Origin of the sequence: Candidatus Oscillochloris fontis (genome assembly GCF_004138135.1) — a bacterium.
In the GTDB taxonomy this organism is placed as follows: Bacteria; Chloroflexota; Chloroflexia; order Chloroflexales; family Chloroflexaceae; genus Oscillochloris; species Oscillochloris fontis.
Genome location: NZ_RYFD01000063.1, coordinates 1 through 16,921, shown reverse-complemented (window position 1 = coordinate 16,921; position 16,921 = coordinate 1). Strand labels below are relative to the sequence as shown.

Genomic DNA, 16,921 nt, shown 5'->3' with positions numbered 1-16,921 from the left:
CGACGCAAGGTAGCGACGCAAGGTAGCGACGCAAGGTAGCGACGCAAGGTAGCGACGCAAGGTAGCGACGCAAGGTATTGCGTCGCTACTACCCCTTGGGGCTACGTCCCAAATGGTATACACACCAAGAGCGGCGGCAGATTTCTCTGCCGCCGCTCTTGGTGTGCGAATAGTACCCTACTGCAACGGAGCAGGGGGCAAATCGGGGAAGTTGATACCAGCCTCGATCCCCCAGCGATACCAGTTATCCACGAAGGCGGGCTGACTGATAAAGATCCCAATCGCGCCCGTCACACCACACAACCACGCAAACCAGAAGGCCCACAGATGGATGCTATAGGCATTGGCATTGAAGCCGATGCACCAGCGCCACAGCAACTGCGCACGCTCGGTACCAGTGCCAGGAGCCTGCAACTCAGCCCACTCCTCGTGCGCCCCATACTTCTCCAGCGCCCAGATCGTCCCGGCGTGCATCGCCAGCAGCACCGTTGAACCAAGCAGGAAGAAGATCGAGAGCATGTGGAACGGATTGTAGTAGAAATTCCCGTAGCGCACACTCACGTTGTTGGTCCAGTCGAGCAGCGCCTTGACGCCGTGCGACGGAGCTTCGGACCAGTCACCCATCCACATGGGGCGGATGATGTAGATCACGAGGTAGAGGATAACCGCACCACTGAAGCCATAGGCCAAGTAGGGCTTGATGCCCAGCGTGCGGGCGCGGGTATAGACGTGCATGAACCACGCAAGCACCGCCAAGGTCATAAAGAAGGTAGCGGCCAGCCACCAACCACCCTGCTCAAGTGGTGGGAAGGAGAGGCCATACGACGCTGGCGGCGGATCAACCTGAAGGACGACAAAATACTTGACGAAGGCGACCGGGTTCCAAGCAACCTGGGCAAACATCACCATCGTCCAGATAAAGGCAGCCATCAGGCCGAAGAGGTAGGCAGCCATATTCCAGAAGCCCATGTAGAAGGGGCCGAACTGGCTGTCAAAGCCAAGGTTCTCCAGCACCGGCAAAGAGATGGGCTTGCCGATCCGACCATCACGGTCGGGACCAAGCTTCAGATCGCCGGAGGGCTGTGTCATCGTTGCCATAATCGCTCCCCTTAATGTACTACACGCCGCTCCAGAAGGGCAGAGTGGTCCAGAAGTTCCAGAAGCTCACCCAGTCCTGCACGACCCAGCCGGAGAGCAGGATGCACATGTTGGCCGAGAGCACGCCGCCACAGGCGACGATGAAGCCAAGCCGATGGATGCCCGCCTCGCCGACGGAGTAGAACTGCACGTCGCGGAAGAAGGTATCCTCGATATCGCTCCCCTCTGAACCACGGTACTGCGAGGCACTCAGCACCAGCGAACCGTGCGCACCCAGCAGGAAGGTCGAGGTGAAGAGACCCGTAATGCCGATGGCGTGGAATGGGTTGTAGAAGAAGTTCTTGTAGCGATAACCGAAGTTGGAGACCCAGTCCAAGTGCGGCATGACCCCTAGCACGAAGCCCTCGTGCCACTGACCCATTGCTATCGGACGCAGGATCTGGAGCGTGATCCAGGCCGAGACGACAACACCATAGGCGACCGCCACATGGTAGCCCATGTCGAGCTTCATGCTGATGTCAACCTGGCGCATCATCCAACTGAAGAAGGCCAACGTAGCGAAGAAGACCGTCATCTGCCAAACAAAACCTGGCTGTCCCGGCGTGGCCATGTTCAGACCCAACTCGGCTGGGGGTGGATCAATACGCCCAGCGAAGAAGTTCTGTGGCAACGAGTACGGTCCCTTGATAATCACGGCATCTACATAGAAGAAGGTACCAAAGATGATCGCCAAGACCGTAATGAACCCCCAGAAGCCCACATAGAATGGGCCGACCCAGAAGTCGAACGGGTCGTACTTGAAAAGCGCACTAAATGTTGTTCGCCCTTTGATCTTGTACTCCGGCTCGAGCTCCTCAATCGTCCGTCCTCCGGATACTCGCGTAGACCGTGCTCCGGGGAGTACGGCGTAGGAGAGATCCGGAAAGCGCGGATCCTTTGGTGCTTTTCCACTCATTGTGGTTCCCTTTCCAGACGCTCACGGCGTGGGGGCCCTAGGCATGGGGAGCTTCCCAGGTGACCCTGTGGTGCTCCTCACCAAGCGCATGCTTTCAACATAAACAAAAATCTGAGTGTTGAGCCAAAGTATAATACTTGGGTATGGCCTTGTCAAGCGAGGTTGTATCATACGGATTTTGCACTGTGATGCGTCAAATCATTGTTACGGCCCACAAATGCTCATTCATCCTGATCTGGATTACTCTTGCATATAGGCAAGGCTGAGCTAGAGGGATTGGTAATCAATGGCTCGGCCATAGCGAGATCATCGGGGGTGTTGAGATTGCGTAGTGCATAACCGTGGGGATCGTAGCTGTCCATCTGCGCCGCAGGGAAGATGCTCAGGTGGAGTTGGGCGAGCAGATCGTGGATTGCATAAGACCCTGCCGTGAGCGCAGCCTGGATATGGGGCAGGCATTGGGTACGGTAGATCGCGTGCAGAGGTTCGTAACCGCTGCGGTTGGTGTCGCTACGCGCTACTGGTATCAGGATATCACCTTCAAAGCAGGTGGTGATCATGGCCTGGAGCAACGCCGGGTTGAGCATGGGCATGTCTGCGGCGACCACAAGGGCGGTTGGGCAGGTAGCGCTGCGCAAGCCGGTGTAGAGGCCGCCCAAGACGCCAGTTCCAGGGTAGTAGTCTTCCACGCACCGCGCCGCTAATCCCGGCCACGCCTGGGGGTCGTTCAAGACCACGATCACTTCGTGACAGAGAGGGGTCAGCAGGGCAACGGTATGTTCTAGCAGCGTTGGCCCCGCTGGCCCCCACAACCGCGCCCGCCGCTTGTCCCAGCCCATGCGCCGCGATCTGCCCCCGGCAACGATGATGCCACTAAGATTGGTCATTCGAGTCTCCAGAGAGCTTCCGGGAAGCTCGGTTCAGAAGAAACTCAGCCTTTCGACCGATATGTTCTCAGTCTAAAGGCTGAGAAGAAGCAGCGTCTTTCTCCTGATGCTCCATCGTTGGGATGATGCTAGGCTAGTAGCATAGGCAATGTCGCCTTATCGCAATGCCGCCGAAGGATCTCCCATGCAACCCCAACACCCCTATTTCCAAGATCGTGATCATCCCCAGCAGGAGAGCCACACCTGTCGGCAGGCATGGCAGATCCAATCCCGCCTGATTGCGCAGCGCCTCTTTGATCAGGCATTACGTCAAAGTTGGTTGGCGCGCTTCTTCGATGCGCTCTGCCGCCGGAGTTCGGCACTGGCTACGCTGGAGGATCAACCAATCACCTCGATGGCGAGTAGCAATCTGCCGGGGGTACAATCCATCCGGCTGCATCAGATTATTGGTAGCGAGGGGCGCAGTCACGATTTTGACCGCCACTTCGCCCCGCTCCACGAACATATCCGCGAACGCTGGGTGAGCTTGGCTGCGCTGCGCAGCGAGGGGCACTCGTTGCCGCCAGTTGAGTTGATTCGGGCCGGTAACGCCTACTATGTGCTCGATGGCCACCACCGGATCTCGGTCGCACATGCGTTTGGTGATGAGACGATTGAGGCGTATGTGAGCGTGTGGGAGATGGAGCCGCAGACGGCAGGGGTGTGGCGAACGACGATGTTGCACACCCACTAACAGCCTCACGACACCTGCGCTAATCGGCGTTGTGCTGCGCGAGTGGCGGCGTTATCTTCCACCAACTCGTGGTAGATCGTGTTGATGCGGCGCGCAATACTCGGCCAGCCATACTCGCTGGCGCGCTGGCGTGCCCCGGTGCGCAGGGCGCTGGCCAGATCTGCATCGCCGAAGACCCGGCTGATCTGGGTGGCGAGGGCGACATGGTCATCGGCGGGGAAGAGCAACCCGCTACGGCCATCTTCAATGGTCAAGGCCAAACCACCTACGTTCGAAGCGATGACGACCGAACCACAGGCGAGCGCTTCGAGAGCGGCCATACCGAACGACTCGTAGTGGGAGGGGACTACCACCACATCAGCGGCGGCGAAGTAGTCGGGTAGTAGCTCCTGGGGTTGGGCACCGAGGAAGGTGACACGGTCGGCGATGCCTAACTGGTGGCGAAGCGCGTCGAGGCGGCGCTGTTCACTGTTCCATGCCGCTGACTGATCCTCGGTTTCGCCACCCACCAGCAGCACACGCCGTGTGGTGCGCCGAGTCGGCTCCTGCTGCGCGAGAAGGGCCAGCGCCCGGATCAGGGCATCCATGCCCTTGAGTGGCTCCATACGCCCCACACAGAGCAGCAGATCTTCATCACGGGGCAAGCCAAGCCGCGCCCGCGCCTCGATCTGGGCCTGGGGCTGGAAGTGGTGCAGATCAACCCCACACGGCACGATCCGAATCTGCTCCGGCTCTGCTGCATAGTTCCAGACCATCTGGGCACGGTCGAGGCTGGTCGCGGCCACCACCGCGTCCGCTTCGTGCATGAGCTTACGCTCGATGGCGATGCGCTGGCTGGTCTCGGTCTCTTCCTGGCTACGGGCGATACTATTCTTCATCGCACCTAAGGTGTGGAACATGTGCAGCACCGGCACGCCCCAACTGCGCCGCAGACGCAGCGCGGCCTCGCCCGAAAGCCAGTAGTGGCTATGGATGAGATCGTAGGAGAGATCTTCACCTTCGGCAAAACAGCGCACCCGGCTGACAAATTCGGGCAGGTAGGTGAGCACCCAATCCTTCGCGTAGGGCGCGGCAGGGCCGGTGTGCAGATTGATCACCCGCACCCCACACGCCAGCGGTTCCACCATGGGAACGTGGCGATCCTGGCTACGGGTGAAGATGTCCACCGGCACGCCGCGCCGCCCCAACTCACGTGCCAACTCGCGCACATAGACGTTCATCCCGCCCGCCTCTTTGCCACCTAGGCGGGCGAGTGGGCTGCTGTGGACACTGAGCATTGCGATGCGCAAAGGGAGATTCCTTATTGTTTTAGGGTAGCAACCGATACTTCAAGAGCGCGAGAATGGCGTAGAAGCCCTGGCTCGACTTCATCTTCTTGCCCTCTTCATAGGTGCGCCCCAGGTAGCTCACCGGCACCTCGTAGATACGGTGCCCCTGTTTCAGTACCTTGGCGGTGATCTCCGGTTCGAGTCGGAAATCGTTACTCTCCAAGTTTAGGCTGCGGATAATATCGGTGCGCATGACTTTGTAGCATGTCTCCATATCCGAGATCCAGCAGTTGAAGAGAAAGTTGGTCAGGAAGGTGAGTGCCTTGTTGCCAATTGCGTTCCAGAAGTACATGCCGGTGTGGCGGCCTGCAAAACGGCTGCCAAAGACCACATTGATGCGTCCATCCACGATGGGTTGGACAAGATCATAGTAGTCATTAGGATCATACTCCAAATCGGCATCCTGGATGATGGTAATCTGGCCGCGTGCATGGGCAATGCCACTGCGCACCGCCGCACCCTTACCACGATTAGTTGGGTGGCTCACCACCTTGAAGCGTGGGTTACGGGCCGCCTCAGCCTGAAGGAGTTGGAGGGTATTGTCGGAGGAGTGATCATCCACCGCAATAATCTCTTTGTCGAGATTAACGGCTTTGACTTTTTCAAGAATGATCGGCAGGGTCGCTTCTTCGTTGTAGCAGGGCATGATCACCGAAATGAGCGGGCGATCTGTCATCATAGGTTTTAGAGGGTAGGTTCATAGTATAGATTCAAGAGACGCCGCAGGATTGTAGCAGAGGGGTAGGGTGGAGTCAATTGTGGGTCACTGAGTAACTATTCACACCTGGGGTAAAAGAAATCCCGTGTTGACGCAAAGGCGCAGAGACGCAAAGGGTTTGATTGGGGTATATCTTGCAGGCTTTGCGCCTTGGCGTCTTTGCGTCAAAACCTAGAGGCTAGGAGAAGCGTGAACAGTTACGTCACTGAGGTTCTGATAGAGTTTACTATGTTGGTGTATTGTTGCTGCAAGGTCAAAGGTACGTGCCGTGGGTGTCAGGTGTTCGCGGTGGGCGAGTACCCAAGCAATACCGTTGGCCAGATTGCGGGGGTTGCCGGGTTGGGCGAGGTAGCCACTCTGCTGGTGCTGGATCATGTCGGGGAGGCCACCGACGGCAAAGGCGACGACGGGGGTGCCGCAGGCGAGGGCTTCGAGTACCATGTTGGGGAAGTTGTCCTGCACCGAGGGCGCGATGAAGAGATCGGCGGCGGCGTAGAGTTGTGCGAGACGCACCTCGTCGTTGAGGTAGCCCATAGAGTGGGTGGGCAGACCGGCGAACGTCGCGGGGGCCACAGCCCCAAAGATGACGGCGCTGGAATGGCGGAGGTGCCCATCTGCCCCGGCCTGGTGCAGCGCAGCTTCAAGCTGGGCCGCGCCTTTACGTGGGTCGGCGAGGCTATTGTTAGCCCCAAAGAGGAGCAGATCGCGATCCAGGGGCAAGCCCAGGGCAGCCCGCGCCGCCGCCTTGGGTTGCGGGTGGAAGCGATGCAGATCGAGGCCATTGGGGATGACCTCGCAGCGGTGTTGGGCCAGGATCGGGCTGCAACGGGCGCACGCGGCCATCCACTGGCTGGGTGCAACTAGGGTCAGCGGCAGATCGGCCCAGGCTGCCCGCTTCTGCTGCACAGACCACGCACTCAGATCGTGCGGGTGGCACGAGCCGAGTTGCGGGCATGCCCCACAGCCCTGCGCATAACGCCCGCACCCGGCATCATAGTGGCAGCCGCCCGTGAACGGCCCCATGTCGTGCAGCGTCCAGACCAGCGGGCGACCGAAGGCGGCGAGGGCGCGGATGGGCAGGTAGCCATTGCCCACCCAATGCAGGTGGATGATGTCGGGGTTGTACGCAGCCACCAGCCGGGGTAGGCGGTTCATGCGCCAACCGACACTCCAGCCGGCGAAGATCTGGCGCTGCGGGTAGACGAGCAGGGGCAGATGATCGAGGTAGGTGGGCAGGTAGCGCCGTAATCGCCCGCGTGGCGCGGCATGGACGCTGGGATCGTGCAGGTGGCGGTGCTGCACGAGCATGTGCGAGTCATAGCCGTGGGCCTGGAGGCCAGTGTGGAGGCGGTAGGCAGCGCGGCCAGCCCCGTCGTAGGTGTCGGAGAAACTGAGGTGGAGGATGCGTCGGGAAGCGATCACCCGATGCCACGTAGCGCTAAACGAATGTGTAACAAAAAGCGACGGATGATGCGCAATGTCTCATACTTCCAGCGTAGTGGGAAGATGAGCAGCGGAAAGGCTTGCAGAAGCCGAATAATCAAAAAGAGACCCCGCACTTGCGCACGAGATGTTGTATAGCGCGTCATCAGATCCACGCTACGCAAGGCATCCTCAAACTGCCAGCGCAGAGTCGCCACAATACTAATAAACATCAGCGATCTGTAGATCCACGCATCGAGCAGACGATCTGCTTCGGCCCGCACCGTAGGGGTAAGGTGCTCATGACGCATCATATTAGCACGAACATGTTCGCATGCGGGCCAAATACGTTGATAGTTAGCAAACTCGACTTGAGAGAGTGATGAAGGATGCATATAGAAGACCGCACCCGGTTCTTCATTAAACACAAAAGCATGGTGCGCCGCTATACGCAATTCAAAATCAAAATCCGAGATAATACCCGTTGCAAGATCAAACTCGTGTACCGTCTCTAGTACCTCACGGCGAAAGAGAATACCCGTCCATGTTGGATGTTCACGCCGTAACATCATCAACAAACCTTCTGGTGTGGGATAAAAACCTGATTGAAGATTACTAACTGCGAGTAGACGATCTTGGTAATCCCTACACAAGACATTGGTTGCAGAAAAGATCGCCGCAGGATGGGCCTGAAAACCGGCAAGTGCCGTCTGATAAAAATTTGGCAAGATGAGATCATCATCTGAGAGAAAGGAGAAGAAGGGGGTCGCAACCCGATTCAGACCAAACTGAAAATTGGGCATCGAACCAATATTGGTTGGATGGCAATAGTAGTGAATACGGGGATCACGGGCCGCCATCTCAGCCACCACATCTGCGGTCTCATCACCGGAGGCATTATCATAGACCCAAATCTGGAAGTGCGGGTAGGTCTGAGCAAGAACACTCTGAATCGCCCGTCGCAGCAACTGCGGGCGGCGATAGGTTGGGATAATGGTCGTAATGGTAGGAGGATCAGTGAGTACCATGGCGCAAACCTGCCAATCTAGGTTTCAATTGTGCCCACATCCACTGACGTAGTACAGTAACCGAGAGCGCCGTTGCAAAGAATGTAGCCGTAGCAATCACCAGAAGCAGCAGGGCATTCACCAGCATACTCGACGTTGTCGGTAACCACCAACGCCCTAGCCCCGCCACCACCAACGCAACCACCAACGGTTGCACGACATCCTGGCGGTACCAGCGCCACTGTTCACCAGGAAGTAAGCGTTGGTGCATTATTTGGATCTGAACCAACACATACATTCCATTTAGACCACACCAGACGATGGCGGCTCCGACTGCCCCATAGAACGAGGTCAGAACAAATATCAGTGGCATAAAGATCAGGATGGAGACGATGTTAATCCAGAAGACCAGGCTCGTCCATCCGTGGGCTAATTGGAGGGCATAGGGGAGATTCATGAGGCCGTTGAGTGCCGTTCCGGTTACCAGCAGGGTGACAAGGAGATGGGTCTGTGCCACCGTGGTCGGGTTGCGTGTCCAGAGGAAGAGGATCTCCGGCGCAAAACATGCCAAGATGACCGTCACGGGAATAATAATCACCGCCATAATCTGGCAACTGCGATGATACGTTTCACGGAGTTGGGCTTGATCGCCAATCACCACCAGTTGCGAGAAGCGTGGGAAGAGCGCATTAAAGACGGGAGTTGTCAGCAAGGCTACCCCATTCGCCAACACCCCGGCGAGGCTATAGTAGCCAAATTGCTCCAGGGGTAAGACCTTACTCAGCACAATCTTATCCATCTGGGTGAGAAGAATGGCGGTAGACGAGATGCCCAACATCCCAGCCGCAAAGCGCCACACAGCCTGCAAGCGGGCCACATCAAAACGTGCCCGACGCGGTGCATGAGGCATGATCCGCCAGAGTATGGTCACGGTGAGCAGCGTACTGACCATACTTACGAGCGCTTGCCAACCAAAAAAGACCTGGAGGGTGGGTTGGATCAGCCAGAGTACGAGCACGACACCACCAAAGCGCAGCGTTGCATCTGTTGCTTGCAGTAGGCTATTGAGTACTTGGTGTTGCAGGCCCAGCAGGCCACCGGCATAAAACCCTAGGGGAAACTGAAACGCCAGGACGAGGCCCATCAGACGGATCGATTGGGTGACGATAGCCGGAGCCAAGGAACTGGTATTGACCCAATCGTGGGCAATAAATGGCGCAATACCGTAGATAATCAGGCCGATGAGGATGGCCAACCCCCAATAGATGATCTCAAAAGTCCGTAAGAGATTGCGCATCTCCTGGGCCTTCTCTGACAAAGCAGAATAGCGCGCCAACTCACGGTTGAGAGTCGTTGTGATCCCCAAATCCAACAGGCTAAAGATCACCTGAAGCGTCGCAAAAAGCCCAATCAGGCCATACGCCTCCATCCCCAGCAATAGGATATAGAACGGCACAAAGGCTAGGCCCATCACGGCAGACCAGCCTTTGCTGAAGAGATTAGCGAGGATGTTACGGCTCACCGAGATCATGCGATGCGCCGTAACCAGGCATCGGGCCAATGGGTGATCACGTTGGTGAGATCACTCTCATTGAAGGGCCAGACGGGCTGTTCAATCACAAAGTTGGGATGCTGTTGGGCGAAGGTGTGCGCGGCAGCAGTCGGGTTATCATGCAGCCAACTCGGCTGGCCGCGTGGTACATCATGGAGGATGCCCATACTGCCATCGGTTGCGACAATGTACGATCCCGGTGTCACAAGATCGTGGTACGCCTCAAGTTCCGCCAAGACATGCTGGTAGGTATGATTGGAATCGAGGATGACAAGTACCTTATCGCTGGGCTTGATCAGGGAATGGACATGCGCCACGATGGCAGGATCAACCGAACTACCTTCGATCAGGGTGATCATACGTGCCAGTTCATGCGCCTCGATGGCGACACGGTTATGGGGACGAATTTCAATATCCACCCCAATAATACGCCCGCGCTCCATGGCCTTACACAGACTCGCGTAGAAGATGAGTGAACCTCCATGGGCCACCCCCGTCTCGACGATCACATCGGGCTGCACGTGGTAGATCACCTCTTGCATGCGGATCATGTCTTCAGGAATCTGGATGATTGGGCGGCCCATCCAACTAAAGGTGTAGGGATACTTCTGGTTCCAGCCCACCTTGAGCCAATGATGCGAGAGAAGTTCAAACGCTGTTTTCGAGTAGAGATCTACCTGATACGCAGATTCATGTTCCTCAACGACGAGCGTTTTTGCCTCGGTATCAATGGTTAAGCGCATAGTTCCTCCTAGCGTTCTCGTGAGCGCCACCAAGCAATCGTGGCCTCTACGCCTTGATGCAGACGGTACGAAGGCTGCCACCCCACCTCATGGTGCAGGCGCTGCACCGATGCGACCAAAAAGGGTGGATCATCAAGCGGGGTTGGGCGTGCCCCTAGCTGTATCAGATCGGGACGCCCGATCATCTGGCCGATCTGTTCGGCAACTTCTCCTAACGAGATTGGTTGTCCAGAACCAATATTCACTGGCCCCTGCACATCACTCGCCAGCAGCGTGACGAAAGCATCAGCCACATCGTGAACATAGAGCAGATCGCGAACTTGGTGCCCATGTGAACAGGGGGCAGGCTGGCCATTGAGCAATGCCTGGATGATCGAGGCTACAAAACGGGCCGGTGGCTCATGCGGGCCATAGAGAAAGAAGATGCGCCCCCATGCAAAACTCAACTGCTGCTGGGTCGCATACACACTGAGCAGCGTTTGGAGTGCATGCTTTGCCGTTCCATAGAGCAATTGGGGCACAGTAGGAGTTACCTGCTCGACACAATAGCCATGACGCCAATCATACTCGGCGCAGGTACCAGCACAGACTACCCGTTGGCCGCCCGCAGCCCAAAATTGTTGGATCAGGTGCAGGCTCGCCTGTACCCATGCCAGATTTTCAGGTGCGCGCCAATAGTGACCGTGCGCGACATACCAGGCCATGTGGAGGAGCGAATGGGGGCGAACCTGCACCATCAGGTTCGTTACCGCCATCGGATCGAGCAGGTCAACCTGATGCCACACTACCCCTGGAATAGACTGCGCTGGGATCTGGCGCACCGGCGCATGGATCTCATAGCCACGAGCCAGCAGCGGGGCAAGCGTGTGTTGAGCAATAAAGCCACTCGCGCCGGTGAGAATGACCCGTGTCATACCACATCCTTGTAGGCCGCATCCCGCGCCGAGATGATCCGTTCGGCAGGTGGCCAGACCACCCCAAAGGCCGGATCATCCCAACGCACCCCACGCGCCAGTTCAGGGTAGTAGAACTCCGACATCTGGTAGAAGACCTCGCTCTCATCTTCAAGGGTTTGAAAGCCGTGTGCAAACCCAGCCGGAATGTAGAGCATACGGTGGTTCTTGGCGGTTAATTCAACCCCCACCCACTGATAGCGAGTGGGTGAGGCGGGGCGCAGATCAATGATCACATCATAGATCGCTCCATGGGTACAGCGTACCAACTTGATTTCGGGATGCGGGTCGGCTTGGTAGTGCATCCCCCGCAGCGTACCCCGCCGTGCATTGGACGAGATATTGCACTGCACAAAATCGGAACACAGACCCCGATCACGGAATTCGTAGCGACACCATGTACGGGCAAAGAAACCCCGCTCATCACCAATCGGCTCTGGGTCAATAATGTAGGCACCCATCAGTTTGGTTGCGGTGAAGATCATTGGTTCAAACGACCGTTGGTTCAGGGATCGGGATAATGAACTTGCCGCCCTGTGTACGGTAGGCAGCCTGTTGGGCAAGGATCTCGTCGGCAAAGTTCCATGTCAGCAGCAGAACATAGTCAGGCCGATCAGCGAGCAAACGCTCAGGTGGCGCAATAAGCAGGTGGGTACCGGGCGTATAGCGCCCCTGCTTAACCGTACTACGATCAACCACATATTCTAATATCTCCGGGCCGATCCCAAAGAAGTTGAGCAGGGTACTGCCTTTGGCCGAGGCCCCATAGACCGCAATGCGCTTACCTTGAGCTTTGAGATCATGCAACATCTGGAGCAAAGAGTGGCGTAGCTCTTCTACCCGACGACCGAAATCGGTGTAGAAGGTGGCCTGATCCACGCCCCATGCCGCCTCTTCGGCGAGCAGATCGCGCACCCGATCTGTCCGTGATTGGGTACTCTCGACACGCGCTGCAAAGACCCGCAGCGATCCGCCATGCATAGGAATGCGTTCCACATCAATAATCCGTAGCCCCAGCGTAGTGAAGAGATGATCGAGTGTGGTGAGTGAGAAGTAGCAGAGATGCTCGTGGTAGATCGTATCAAACTCGGTATGATCGATCAGATCTTTGACATAGGGAGCCTCGATCACAACAATACCATCGGGTTTGAGCATGTGGCGGAAACCCTCCACAAACCCTTTGAGATCGGGCACATGGGCTAACACATTATTGGCGTGGATGACATCAGCATAGGAACCGCGTGCCGCCAAGGTACGGGCGAGATCAGCCCCAAAGAATTCACTGATAGTCGTGATTCCTCGTTCTTCGGCTACCTGAGCAATATTGGTCGCTGGTTCAATGCCGAGCACCGGCACGCCTGCCTGTTGGTAGAACTGGAGCAAGTAGCCATCATTACTTGCGACTTCAACCACCAAACTGGTTGAATCGAGGTGGCGCTCTTGGATCAACCGATCTGCGAGGTGCTGCATGCTCTTCAGCATCGCATCCGAGAAGGATGAGAAATAGACATACTCACGGAAGAGGACTTCAGGGGCAACCGATTCCGTAATCTGAACTAGTGTACACTGCGGGCAGAAGACGAAGATCAGCGGAAAGGTCGGCTCTGGTTGATCAAGCTGATCGGCATGCAACAGAGCATTCGCTAACGGGGTCATTCCTAAATCCAAGATGGTGATCAGATCATGGTGACCGCATGCACGGCAGGTGAGAGTACGTGGTTTCATGAAACTGTTTCCAAAAAGTGCGTGTACCAGGCAATTGTCTGCGCGAGACCAGCATCAAGGGTATAGAGCGGCGACCAACCGAGGAGTGTCCGCGCCTTAGCAGCGCTGAGGTACTGGTGGCGGATCTCGTTGCTGGCCTGGTTACGAATATCTGGGACAAGATCGGAATCCATCATCCGAATGATACGTTGAACGAGATCTATGACAGTAACTTGGATCTCATTCGAGAAGTTGAAGGCTTCGCCGCTAAGTTCGGGGCGCTGAGCCAACTGTTCCGCAAGGGTCATGTAGACATGGGCACCATCTTCGACATAGAAATAGTCGCGGATATAGCTGCCATCCGAGCGAATGATCGGACGCTCCCCGCGCAGAATGGAACGGATCGTACCCGGTACGACGCGGTTCCAATTAAGATCACCACCACCATAAAAATTACCACAGCGGGTAATCACCACCGGGAGTTGGTAACTCTTAGCATAGGTCGCGGCAATCAGATCCGCACACGACTTGCTCACATCATAGGGGTGTTGGCCCTGTAGTGGAGTTGATTCATGGTAGGGCAAGATCTCTTGATCGCCATACGCCTTATCCGAAGAGGCAACCACAATCTGGGCCACACTGGGAGTACGTCGGCACGCCTCAAGCAATGCCCACGTCCCCTGAATATTGGTCTCGAAGGTCGAGATCGGGTTGCGATTGGCAATACCAACAATCGTTTGGGCCGCAAGGTGAATGACGGTCGTGATCTCATATTCACCGAGTACGCGTTCCAACAATGCCTGATCACGCACATCACCGCGTACAACCTTGACCCGCCCCAGATCGCCGGAACGCACCAACTCGGACTGAGGTACCCAGTCACGCACAAGACAGACCACATCGGCCCCTGCCGCCAGAAGTCGCCGGACAAGCCAACTCCCGACTAATCCAGTTGCACCAGTGACAAACGTTGGCCGATCACGCCAAAATGGTTGGAGCGAATTGCGTGTACTACTCATTGGGATTATTCCATACGGCCCACGGTGCTTGGCCACTATTCCATAACTCATTCAGATAGACATATTCGCGATACGTGTCCATCGCATAAAAGAAGCCATCATGACGGTATGCCATCAATTCACCCTGCCGTGCAAGTTGCTCTAATGGAGTACGTTCAAGGACACATCCCGTCTCTGGGCTTAAATATTCAAGAAAACGCCGATCAAAAATAAAGAAACCCGCACTAATCCATCCATCTACCTGGGGTTTCTCGGCAAAACTGTGTACTCGTGACTCAATATCAAGATCGAGGACACCAAAGCGCGATGTTGGGCGGACAGTCGTGACGGTAGCAATCCGACCATGCTGTTTATGAAAAGCTATTAGGTCTTGAAGATTAACATCACTCACACCATCACCATAGGTAACACAGAAGAGGTCACTGTCAATGTAGCGTTCAACACGCTTTACTCGCGCTCCTGTCATTGAATCTAGGCCCGTATCGGCAAGAGTGACACGAAAGTCTTGTTCTTGGTGGGTTTGATGATGGGTAATAGTCTGCTCTTGACCTAATCGAATCGTAAAATCATTATTCATTGCTTCATAATTAAGGAAATACTCTTTAATCATGTTGCCACGGTAGCCTAAACAGAGGATAAAATCACGCATCCCATAGTGCGCAAAGAGTTTCATGATGTGCCAGAGAATAGGTCGCCCGCCAATATCCACCAGGGGCTTGGGGCGATATTCGGTCTCTTCGCGTAGACGGGTACCTTGACCACCACAGAGAATAACGACTTTCATGAAGATTGCCCCCGTTGTTCTCTCATCATGTGAAAACCATTGTGGCTATTAGCCTACACTATTCTTTCTACGAACATATTACCTAGGGCGATCCACTACCTTCCCACCCGCCGCCACTGGCGGGTAAGCCACCAGCCGATGCGCCAGCGCAAATCGGGATGGTAGACAGTGCGTTGGAGGGCGCGATCCGCCCGTGGATCGGCGCAGACCTGGGTGGGATGCTGGAGCGGCCATGCCAGATCGGCCACCGGCATCGCGGCAAACGGGCCATCGGCGGCGGTAGTGTGGGTCGCACCATCCCCAAAGCCGATGTTGCGCACGAGGTTACGGCTGGGGGTGATGGATAGCCCCGCCTGCCGCCAACAACTATAGAGCCAGCGGTAGGCCCACGAGTCGATCTCTTCGGCAGCGGTGCGGTCGAAGGTGCGCCGCCATGCCTGGGCGGCCCGCCGATCTCCCAGGTAGGTTTCGAGCCAAGTAGTAGTGCGCAACGTGGGCCACGCATGCATGGGGCCGTCATAGATCTGCCATGCGCGGCGCCACGTGGCCCAACCCCAACAGTGCGGGTAGATCGAGAAACGGTAGCTGGGCAACCCAGGCGTATGGGGAGCAAAGTTGGTACCCGAAATATTCAGGATACGTGGATCATCGGCATAGCGCTCCAGCAACTCGGCGCAGAAGGGGAAGAAACTCGGCCCCGGCACACAATCTTCCTCCAGAATGATCGCCCGTTCGACCAGTTCAAAGGCCGCGCTGATGCCACTCTCGACGCGGCTGCGCAGACCCATGTTGGCCTCGGCATAGATGCGGGTTACTTCGCAAGGCCAATCCAGCGCCTCGGCCACGTTGCGGGTCGCCGCAACCGCAGCCGGGTCATCAGGGAACGCTGGGCGCGGCCCATCGGCCACGATGAGCAGACGGCTAGGTTGGAGATTGCGCAGCACCGCCATCACCTGGGCGAGCGTGTGGGGGCGGCGGTAGATGAGCAGGATGATCGGGATCGGGAAACTCATGGGTTACGGATATTGATCGTCGTCTGCGAGAAGGCGGCCAAGAACGGGATCGCCCCGCACAACACAAGCGGCTGGTAGTCGCGCAGGAATACCTGGGCCGCAGGCAGGTAGCGCGGGCGATCCGAATTGTCGAGGATCAGCATACCACCAGGGCGCACTTTTGGGGCGGCGTGCATGAGGCACGCCGGACGGGCGCGGCCATCAATCAGCACCAGATCGAGGCTGGCATCGGCACAGGCATCAATCTGGGTGGCGTAGCGCTGGTAGGAACTGCCATCCTGGGGATAGTGCGAGGAGATGTAGGCATGTGGATCGGATGGATCGGGATCGGCCAGCGCGGGCATGAGTGGCTCTGGCGGCACCAGCCGGTACTCAATACGGGCATGGGCGGGAAGATGGGCGCGCACCATCTGGTACCAAGCGCGATCATGTTCGACTGAGATCAGCGTGGCCCCACGCTGGAGCCAGTAGAGGGTGGAACTGCCACTCCCATATTCAAAGATGCGCCAGTTGGTCAGATCGAGACGGTTCAGGTAGGCGATGGCATCAAAGACCAACCAGGGGCGTGGGGAGCGCCACCCCGCCCCCGGTATGAGCGAGGCGATCCAGGGCAGAATATAGCGCCGCTGGCCTGGTTGGGCCAGCATCAGGGTGGGGAAGCGCAGGTGGCGCAGGGCGGTACGAAGCATAGCTGTTATGTTATTCACGCGAAGGCACTTTGGAAAAACTGAAATGCGGTGCGGTGGCTTCGACAAGCTCAGCTTCGGCAGGCTCAGCCACCGCCACCGCGCCGCTGGCGTTGGCTGAGCTTGTCGAAGCCACGCTTGCCGAAGCCATGCGGCGCATCCCAGAACTTCTTCGCGCTAACAAGGCTTTGCGCCTTGGCGTCTTTGACAAGGTTCGTAGGCACGTGACAGTTCGCCGCCGGATGGCCCTCACCCCCAGCCCCTCTCCCGTGGGCTTCGCCCACAGGAGAGGGGGGCACATGGCTGGGGTATTCCGGAG

The 16,921-nt window shown here is 57.0% G+C and carries 18 protein-coding genes; 1 reads left to right on the top strand and 17 read right to left on the bottom strand.

Features of this window, described 5'->3' with window-relative positions; translation table 11 throughout:
* Window positions 1–177: 177 nt before the first annotated feature.
* The 3 genes from pufM to mobA form a co-directional block, all read right to left on the bottom strand.
* Window positions 178–1,098 (bottom strand): photosynthetic reaction center subunit M, encoded by a 921-nt coding sequence (pufM, locus tag EKD03_RS16680; protein WP_129633338.1) that lies wholly within the window; start codon window positions 1,096–1,098, stop codon window positions 178–180.
* Window positions 1,099–1,117: 19 nt separating this feature from the next.
* A complete protein-coding gene (locus tag EKD03_RS16675; RefSeq protein ID WP_129633336.1) occupies window positions 1,118–2,053 on the bottom strand; it encodes a photosynthetic reaction center family protein in 936 nt (311 codons plus the stop codon).
* Window positions 2,054–2,274: 221 nt separating this feature from the next.
* Window positions 2,275–2,940: a molybdenum cofactor guanylyltransferase gene (mobA, locus tag EKD03_RS16670; RefSeq protein ID WP_129633334.1), complete on the bottom strand. Its 666-nt coding sequence runs from the start codon at window positions 2,938–2,940 to the stop codon at window positions 2,275–2,277.
* A gap of 184 nt (window positions 2,941–3,124) precedes the next feature.
* Between mobA and EKD03_RS16665 the strand changes: the two genes are divergently transcribed.
* Entirely contained in the window at window positions 3,125–3,673 is a 549-nt protein-coding gene (locus EKD03_RS16665) for a hypothetical protein (RefSeq protein ID WP_129633332.1), read from the top strand.
* Window positions 3,674–3,678: 5 nt separating this feature from the next.
* Here EKD03_RS16665 and EKD03_RS16660 read toward each other — a convergent pair whose 3' ends face one another.
* The 14 genes from EKD03_RS16660 to EKD03_RS18875 all read right to left on the bottom strand — a co-directional run.
* Window positions 3,679–4,962 (bottom strand): glycosyltransferase, encoded by a 1,284-nt coding sequence (locus tag EKD03_RS16660; RefSeq protein WP_202976809.1) that lies wholly within the window; start codon window positions 4,960–4,962, stop codon window positions 3,679–3,681.
* 19 nt (window positions 4,963–4,981) lie between these two features.
* Complete coding sequence (locus EKD03_RS16655; protein WP_129633330.1) at window positions 4,982–5,680, bottom strand: glycosyltransferase family 2 protein; 699 nt, start codon at window positions 5,678–5,680, stop codon at window positions 4,982–4,984.
* A gap of 210 nt (window positions 5,681–5,890) precedes the next feature.
* Window positions 5,891–7,141, bottom strand: a complete 1,251-nt coding sequence (locus tag EKD03_RS16650) for a glycosyltransferase family 4 protein (protein WP_129633328.1) — start codon at window positions 7,139–7,141, stop codon at window positions 5,891–5,893.
* Window positions 7,138–8,169, bottom strand: a complete 1,032-nt coding sequence (locus tag EKD03_RS16645; RefSeq protein ID WP_129633326.1) for a glycosyltransferase family 2 protein — start codon at window positions 8,167–8,169, stop codon at window positions 7,138–7,140. Before EKD03_RS16645 ends, EKD03_RS16650 begins: the two co-directional genes overlap by 4 nt.
* On the bottom strand, window positions 8,156–9,679 hold the full coding sequence (locus tag EKD03_RS16640) for a lipopolysaccharide biosynthesis protein (protein ID WP_129633324.1): 1,524 nt from the start codon (window positions 9,677–9,679) through the stop codon (window positions 8,156–8,158). The genes EKD03_RS16645 and EKD03_RS16640 overlap by 14 nt, the downstream gene beginning before the upstream one ends.
* A complete protein-coding gene (locus EKD03_RS16635) occupies window positions 9,676–10,443 on the bottom strand; it encodes a cephalosporin hydroxylase family protein (RefSeq protein ID WP_129633322.1) in 768 nt (255 codons plus the stop codon). Before EKD03_RS16635 ends, EKD03_RS16640 begins: the two co-directional genes overlap by 4 nt.
* A gap of 8 nt (window positions 10,444–10,451) precedes the next feature.
* Complete coding sequence (locus tag EKD03_RS16630) at window positions 10,452–11,357, bottom strand: NAD-dependent epimerase/dehydratase family protein (protein ID WP_129633320.1); 906 nt, start codon at window positions 11,355–11,357, stop codon at window positions 10,452–10,454.
* Entirely contained in the window at window positions 11,354–11,881 is a 528-nt protein-coding gene (gene rfbC, locus EKD03_RS16625) for a dTDP-4-dehydrorhamnose 3,5-epimerase (RefSeq protein ID WP_129633318.1), read from the bottom strand. The genes EKD03_RS16630 and rfbC overlap by 4 nt, the downstream gene beginning before the upstream one ends.
* A gap of 4 nt (window positions 11,882–11,885) precedes the next feature.
* Window positions 11,886–13,121, bottom strand: a complete 1,236-nt coding sequence (locus EKD03_RS16620; protein ID WP_129633316.1) for a class I SAM-dependent methyltransferase — start codon at window positions 13,119–13,121, stop codon at window positions 11,886–11,888.
* Window positions 13,118–14,119 (bottom strand): GDP-mannose 4,6-dehydratase, encoded by a 1,002-nt coding sequence (locus EKD03_RS16615; protein WP_129633314.1) that lies wholly within the window; start codon window positions 14,117–14,119, stop codon window positions 13,118–13,120. Before EKD03_RS16615 ends, EKD03_RS16620 begins: the two co-directional genes overlap by 4 nt.
* The gene (rfbF, locus tag EKD03_RS16610) at window positions 14,112–14,903 is read right to left on the bottom strand and encodes a glucose-1-phosphate cytidylyltransferase (protein WP_129633312.1); all 792 of its coding nucleotides are present in this window, start codon (window positions 14,901–14,903) and stop codon (window positions 14,112–14,114) included. The genes EKD03_RS16615 and rfbF overlap by 8 nt, the downstream gene beginning before the upstream one ends.
* 95 nt (window positions 14,904–14,998) lie before the next feature.
* The gene (locus EKD03_RS16605) at window positions 14,999–15,916 is read right to left on the bottom strand and encodes a glycosyltransferase family 2 protein (protein WP_129633310.1); all 918 of its coding nucleotides are present in this window, start codon (window positions 15,914–15,916) and stop codon (window positions 14,999–15,001) included.
* Entirely contained in the window at window positions 15,913–16,605 is a 693-nt protein-coding gene (locus tag EKD03_RS16600) for an O-methyltransferase (protein ID WP_129633308.1), read from the bottom strand. Before EKD03_RS16600 ends, EKD03_RS16605 begins: the two co-directional genes overlap by 4 nt.
* Before the next feature lie 83 nt (window positions 16,606–16,688).
* Window positions 16,689–16,921 (bottom strand): hypothetical protein (locus EKD03_RS18875; protein ID WP_238613563.1); only part of this gene is annotated, 233 nt, incomplete at its 5' end.